This window comes from Ferrimonas pelagia, from assembly GCF_039543565.1.
Taxonomy (GTDB): Bacteria; Pseudomonadota; Gammaproteobacteria; order Enterobacterales; family Shewanellaceae; genus Ferrimonas; species Ferrimonas pelagia.
This window is the reverse complement of record NZ_BAABJZ010000001.1, coordinates 1-6,538: the sequence shown is the minus strand read 5'-3', so window position 1 is coordinate 6,538 and position 6,538 is coordinate 1. Positions and strand designations below refer to the sequence as shown.

Below are 6,538 nucleotides of genomic sequence, written 5' to 3'. Positions count from 1 at the left end.
GGCATCTACGTAAGCTGCTTTGGCGACAATGGAAACGGCCGATAAGTCGAGCCAGGATGATGATGCGATTGGGTTTAAAAGAGAAACACGCTTGGATTAGCGCCACAAACGGTCGCGGTCCCTGGTGAAACTCGGGCGCGTCGCATCTGAATTTAGCATTGCCAGCGAAGTTGTTTGCTCGTTTAGGACTGATNTCGTTTAGGACTGATATCGCTGCTGGGTCATTATCAGCGGCTCAAAGGTTTAACTTGAACCGCCGTGGTACGGAACCGTATGCCCGGTGGTGTGAGAGGACGGGGGCCGCAAGGCCCCCTCCTACTCGATTTGGGCTTACTGTGGTGGGTATTGCTGCAGGATCAGGTTGACCACCTCATTGACTTGATCAGTGCGCTGCTGCGGGTTTTTGTACTCTTTGACTGTGTCGGTACCGCTGCCACGCCAGAATAAGCTTTTGCTTTGGCGGTCGATCAGATCCACCACCAGAGTGCCTTCCTGATACTCACGCACTCGGGTGTCGGCGTGGATCCCGGTGTGGAAGGGGTAGCGCCCGTAGTAATAGGGATGGTAGCCGAAGCTGGAGTAGAAGGTGTCGACGTTGACCTTTTTTTCGGTCTGGGTCAGATAGTTGACCAGCATGTCGGCCTGTGCGGCGTCGACCTGAGTCAAGCCTCGAGCGGTTAGCTCACGGTTGATGGCATTGCGGATCCGCCGATCGGTCAGGCCATCAACATGGTATTGCTGCTCGCCGACGGCTTCACTGCTTTCGACCCATGCCCATGTCTGGTATCGGTTGAAGTCGGTTTGGGTGTCGAAGTCGGCATCGGTGCTGATGGAGCTGCAGCCGGTTATCAGCAGCGCCATGGCAACCAACATTAATCTTTTCATTATGGGCTTACCTTCTGTTTCTTGGGCCTGGTAACGGAGTAGACCTGCCCAGTCGGAGAATTGTTCCGAACGTTTGAACCTTCGCTGAGCTTTATCCTGCCAGTTGCGGCTGAGTGTTGGAAGTTTCCCCCTTGAATTTCCATCGCTTTCTGATGGGTTGGTCAGTTCCTGTACAGGTGCGCTTGCGGGGGCGGAGCGATCCGGCGACAGTCGATCCGGGGATTTGGTACAATTGGCCCACATCCACAAGTTTTATGACCGATTATGATCTCAAACGATTCTCAGCTGGTTTACAGCACCGACGCGGGTCGCATCACGCAGCCGCAAGACGCCCCCGCCGTTCCGAGTGGGGATGGCATTGTTCGCATCAAGATGGAGCGCAAGGGGCGCAAGGGCAAGGGCGCGATGGTGATCACGGGTTTGGGCCTGGACGCGGCGGCGCTGAAGAAGCTGGCGGGTGAGCTAAAGAAAAAGCTGGGCTGCGGCGGCTCGGTGAAGGGTTTTGATATTGAGATCCAAGGCGATGATCGCGCCAAGGTGAAAGCCTTGTTGGAGCAGAAGGCGTACACCGTTAAGTTGGCCGGCGGTTAAGCTTGGCATGAGCGGGCGAGGTTCGACTCGGGGGTTCGGCTAAAGCGAGCGCCCGGTGCTCGCTTTGGCGCTGTCACTAAGAGGTGAAGATTATGCACAGTTTGCAGCACCACCTGCTGATCGCGATGCCGTCGCTTCAGGATCCCTTCTTTGCCCGTTCGGTAACCTATCTGTGCAATCACGACGAGCAGGGCGCCATGGGCCTGATCATCAATCAGCCGGTGGACGTCACGCTCGATGAGTTGCTACGCAAGATGGCGCTGAAGGGGGCGGATTTTGTCTTGCCCAGTGGCTTGGCCAATCGCGTGTTGATGGGGGGGCCGGTGACGCCGGAGCGTGGATTTGTTCTGCATTCGGCACTGCCGGGACTAGGCCAGAGTTTGGCGCTGCCGGATGGTTTGATGATCACCACCTCGCGGGATGTGCTCGACACCTTTGGTGGCGAGCAGCAACCGGCCCGCTCGCTGGTGGCGCTGGGGTACGCGGGGTGGGACGCGGGGCAGCTTGAGCAGGAGCTGGCTACCAACTCCTGGCTGACCATTCCGGCGGAGCACGATCTGCTGTTTGATATTCCGCATGAGCAGCGCTGGGAGGAGGCGACCCGTCGGCTCGGCGTGAACGTGTGGCAAATTTCTAATGACGTAGGACATTCATGAGTACCGTACTCGGATTCGATTTTGGCACCAAGAGCATTGGTGTCGCCGTAGGGCAAAGCATCACCGGCACGGCGCAGCCGCTGCGGGGGATCAAGGCACAAGATGGGATCCCCAATTGGGATGACATTGCCAAGCTGATTAAGGAGTGGCAGCCGGATAAGTTGATCGTCGGTTTGCCGCTGAATATGGATGGCACCGAGCAGCATGTGACCCGTGCGGCGCGTAAGTTTGCCAATCGTTTGTTTGGTCGTTATGGCATCGAAACCCTAACGCAGGATGAACGGTTGACCACCACGGATGCCAAGGCGCGGCTGTTTGAGCGTGGCGGCTATAAGGCGCTGACCAAGGGCGCGGTGGATGCGCAGTCGGCGGCGGTGATCGTCGAGAGCTATTTTGAGTCGCAGTATGGTGCGTGAGGCTCGTGCTCTAAGCACGTAAACCGCCGACTTCTGGCCATAGACACAAGCCCGCTTCGTGCGGGCTTGTGGCGTTTTCGGGCCTAGGTTTATGCCGCGGCTTTGCGGCGCCGGCGCAAAGTGCGCGCGGCCTGGATCCTGTTTTCAAAGGCGGGCAGCCCTGTTGATCTTTGCTGATTGTTGTTCAGCTGAGCGGCGTTATCTTGGCTGTGTTGGGGAGCTATTTTTGCTCATTATTTGCACGTGTTTTGCGGCGGGCTAGGGAGGATCGTTTGCGTATGTCTGGCCTTATTGGCCCAGAAGCTCTGAGCCAGAGCGGCGTAAAGTGACTGTCAGTAAGATAGCGACCAAGGCATGGCGTTGTTGATTGCGATGGTGGGGCTTCAGGCTCGCTGGTTGGTGGCGGAGTACGCCAGCAATATGCCGGTGGTGCCGGTCCTATTGGGGCCGGAGGGGATCGCTAAGCAGATCTTTCTCGGCGTGCGCCGGGATCACACCCAAGCCGAGTATCTGTCGGCGTTTTTTGTCATGGCCAAGGCGCAAGGGCTGTAAAAACGCGATTGGGGCGTTAAAGTGGAACGACGCCCTTCATCCACGTACGAGTGCGGACGGGAGCAGATCGGCAACGGGATAGGTTTACGCAAAGGGATGGGCATGGCATTGAGTCGAATGAGGTCGAGACACGGGCGTGGCAACGGGATCGTCCGGTCGGTACTGCTGAGCTTGGTACTGAGCATTCAGGCCGCGCAGGCGCAGGCGGTGTCAGCGCAGGTTACGCAGCAGCCAGACGTCGCGCCGCGACCGAAGATCGGACTTGTCCTGTCCGGTGGCGGGGCCAAAGGGGCGGCCCATGTTGGGGTATTGCGGGTGTTGGAGCAGCATCGCATTCCGGTGGACTACATCGCAGGCACTTCGATGGGAGCCTATGTCGCGGCTTTGTACGCGACCGGTTTGAGTGCCGATGAGATCGAGGCGCTGCTGATCACGCTGGATTTTGATAGTGGCTTTTCCGACGGCATTCCGCGTCAGGAGCTGAGTTATCGCAACAAGCAGTTTGTCGATAAGTACCCGATCGAGCTTAAGATGGGGTTTAACGACGGCGAGTTTACCCTGCCCCGAGGGGTGTTGGCGGGGCAGACCATGTCATCCTTGATCCGCCGCTCGCTCGGCCCGGTTCCCTCGATTTCTGACTTCGACGATCTCCCTATCCCGCTGCGAACCGTGGCAACGGATCTGACCGATCGCAGTGAAGTGGTGTTCTCGGAGGGCGATCTGGTGGTGGCGATGCAGGCGAGCATGACGGTACCCGGCGCGCTGGCCCCGATTGAACATCAGGGCCGCTTGCTGGTGGATGGCGGGCTGGTGAATAACCTGCCGGTTGCTCAAGTGCAGGCGATGGGGGCAGACACTGTGATCGCGGTGGACATCGGCTCTCCCCTGCTTACTCAGGAGGAGCTGGGCTCGGTGTTTGACGTGATCGATCAGCTATCGGGTTATCTGACCAACCTGAGCCGGGATCAGCAAGTGGCGCTGCTGAGCGAGCAGGATCAGCTGATCGTGCCTGACATTGAAGGGGTGGGTACCAGCGACTTTGTTCAGATGCCGATGATGATCGAGCGCGGTGAAGCGGCTGCGCTGCGACACATCGCCTATCTCGAAGCCCTTTCGCTGTCACCACAGGCTTACCAGGCGCATCTGCAACACAAAGCACGGCGTCGAGCCGCGTTGTTACCGCAACAGCAGCGACTGTGGCGGGTGACGCTGAACAACGACTCGAGCTTGAGTGATAGCGTGATCACGACGGCGATGGGACTCGGTGCGGGGGATGAGATCGCACCGGACGAGATCGAAGCCGCGGTGGGGCGGATCTATGCTCTCAATGAGTTTGAGCGGGTGGAGACTCAGCTGCGTCAACACCCCGAAGGCGTCGAGTTGGTGGTGGATGTGAAGCACAAAAGCTGGGGGCCCAACGTGTTCGATATGGGGATCCGCTTCGAGGAGAACTTCGAAGACGATTTGGATCTCGGGTTGGATCTGGCCTTCACAGCGAAAGATCTGTTCAGCGGCGATCTGGAGTGGCGCAGCGAGCTGAATATGGGCTCCAGCAAGGAGTTTCGTACCCAGCTGTATCAACCGATGGGGGGCCATCGTCGTTACTATTGGCGGACTCAGTACGAGTATCGGGATCTGAAATGGGTGGTGTTTGAACAAGACGCCACCAACCAGTTGCGCCAGCGCAGCAATGGGATCTTAGCGGGGCTGGGGATCAATCTGGATCCCCACTGGCAGATAGAGTTGGCATACGCCTATGAGGATGGCAACTACCGCAGTCTACCGGACCGCTTCAGTGAGCGGATCGGCCAATATCAAATCCATGGCCCGACGTTGACGCTGGGCTATGACAGCATGGATCGTGCGCTGTTTCCTTCCCAAGGCAGTCAATGGCTGGTTCAAGTTGCCCATCTGGACAGCTATTCGCAATTGTTTGAAGGCTCACTTCAGCCGGGGGTGGAATCGACCCAGATGCTCTCCTATCTGGTGCAGTGGAGTGGCGCCACCCAGAGTGGGCCGCATAACTGGATCGGCACGCTGGAGGGCCAGGGGATCAGTGAGGATGGCGTGCACTTGTCTCGGGTGGTCTCGCTGGGCGGTTTTCTCAATCTCTCCGGCTACAGCAAAGATGCGTTGTTTGGTAGCCATAAGTTGCTGGCGGGGGGGATCTACCGGTTTGATCTGAATAAGGTCCCCTGGGGGATCAGCTGGCCCGTGTCCTTGGGCCTGTCTGCGGAAGCGGGCAATGTCTGGCTTACCCAAGATGAAGTCTCACTCAGTGATCTTATCTACGCAGGCAGCCTCTTTATCAGCGCCGATACTGGCTGGGGGCCTACCGCACTGGGTTACGGCCAAGCCAGCAGCGGCGAGAACAGTGTGTATTTTTTCTTTGGTAAGGCGTTTTAAGTACGGGTGTTGGTAAGGGACTGCGCCCATCACTGAGGAGGAAAGGATGCCGTCGCTGGCTCGTAACCGTTCACCAGTGCGCTGTTGACAGCGAGATCAGCGATCGATTGATGATCAACAAGTTTTGCTCAATTTACGCTTGAACGATCTCGCCATACCGTCAATCTGGTGGCATGAAAACAAACAAGCGCTATGCGCCACCACCAGAGTTCAAGAATGATGAGGAAGCTCGGGACATCATCCGCTTTCTCTGGGACAAACTGATTGAGTTGGAAGACCGTATCAATCAAAACAGCCAAAACTCATCGCTGCCCCCGTCGGTTAACCGGCCAGGACAAGGGAAGCCAACCAAACGAAAACCTTCGGGAAAAAAGCCCGGAGCTCAACCCGGACATAAGGGCCACCGTCGCCCCGCTCATCCTCATGATGAGCGACTCCAGGTTGAGCAGTACCATCCCAATCCCCAATGTTCCTGCTGTGGGGCGAAGGTCGTCAGCAACGCCCGTCCCACCAAAACTCGGCAAGTTTTTGAACTGCCGAAAGTCCTTTATGAAGTCACAGAGCACCAGGCCTATTCAGGCCAGTGCACCCGGTGTGGCCATCAGAACAAGGCGCAGCTCCCAAGCACTGTCAGCCAAAGTCAGATGGGCCCCAACTTACTGGCGTTTATTGTGCTGCAAAGTGGCCAGTTCCATCAGAGCGTGAGGCAGATCCGGCAGCACCTATTGCAAACCTTCGGGCTTAACTTCAGCACGGGCGCCATCTCGGAAGCCCAAGGGCGGGTGACACACATGCTGACTCCGACTCATGAGGCGATCCGCGCCGCCGTAGATAACGCCGCGATTATCCACGCCGATGAGACCAGCCATCAGCGCAAAGGCGAACGGCGCTGGATGTGGCTCTCATGCAGTGACCAAGCGGCCTACTTCCTGACTCACTATTCTCGGGGGCAGGAAGCAGGCAAAAAGTTGCTAGGCGAGACACCGCGTAGCTTTCTCATTACCGACCAATATGCTGGCTACAACTTTACTG

The 6,538-nt window shown here is 57.6% G+C and carries 7 protein-coding genes; 6 read left to right on the top strand and 1 reads right to left on the bottom strand.

Features of this window, described 5'->3' with window-relative positions; translation table 11 throughout:
* Positions 1-330 precede the first annotated feature (330 nt).
* Positions 331-885, bottom strand: coding sequence for a DUF4136 domain-containing protein (locus tag ABEA08_RS00035; protein WP_345331995.1), 555 nt, complete (start codon positions 883-885; stop codon positions 331-333).
* Between the two features lie 264 nt (positions 886-1,149).
* Here ABEA08_RS00035 and yciH point away from each other — a divergent pair, with 264 nt between their 5' ends.
* The 6 genes from yciH to tnpC all read left to right on the top strand — a co-directional run.
* Positions 1,150-1,476, top strand: coding sequence for a stress response translation initiation inhibitor YciH (gene yciH / locus ABEA08_RS00030; RefSeq protein WP_345331993.1), 327 nt, complete (start codon positions 1,150-1,152; stop codon positions 1,474-1,476).
* Between the two features lie 92 nt (positions 1,477-1,568).
* Entirely contained in the window at positions 1,569-2,132 is a 564-nt protein-coding gene (locus ABEA08_RS00025) for a YqgE/AlgH family protein (RefSeq protein WP_345331992.1), read from the top strand.
* Positions 2,129-2,548 (top strand): Holliday junction resolvase RuvX, encoded by a 420-nt coding sequence (ruvX, locus tag ABEA08_RS00020; protein ID WP_345331991.1) that lies wholly within the window; start codon positions 2,129-2,131, stop codon positions 2,546-2,548. The genes ABEA08_RS00025 and ruvX overlap by 4 nt, the downstream gene beginning before the upstream one ends.
* A 354-nt stretch (positions 2,549-2,902) precedes the next feature.
* A complete protein-coding gene (locus ABEA08_RS00015; protein WP_345331989.1) occupies positions 2,903-3,100 on the top strand; it encodes a type 2 periplasmic-binding domain-containing protein in 198 nt (65 codons plus the stop codon).
* Between the two features lie 117 nt (positions 3,101-3,217).
* Entirely contained in the window at positions 3,218-5,506 is a 2,289-nt protein-coding gene (locus ABEA08_RS00010; RefSeq protein WP_345331987.1) for a patatin-like phospholipase family protein, read from the top strand.
* A 173-nt stretch (positions 5,507-5,679) separates the two neighbouring features.
* Positions 5,680-6,538 (top strand): IS66 family transposase (gene tnpC / locus ABEA08_RS00005; protein WP_345331985.1); only part of this gene is annotated, 859 nt, incomplete at its 3' end.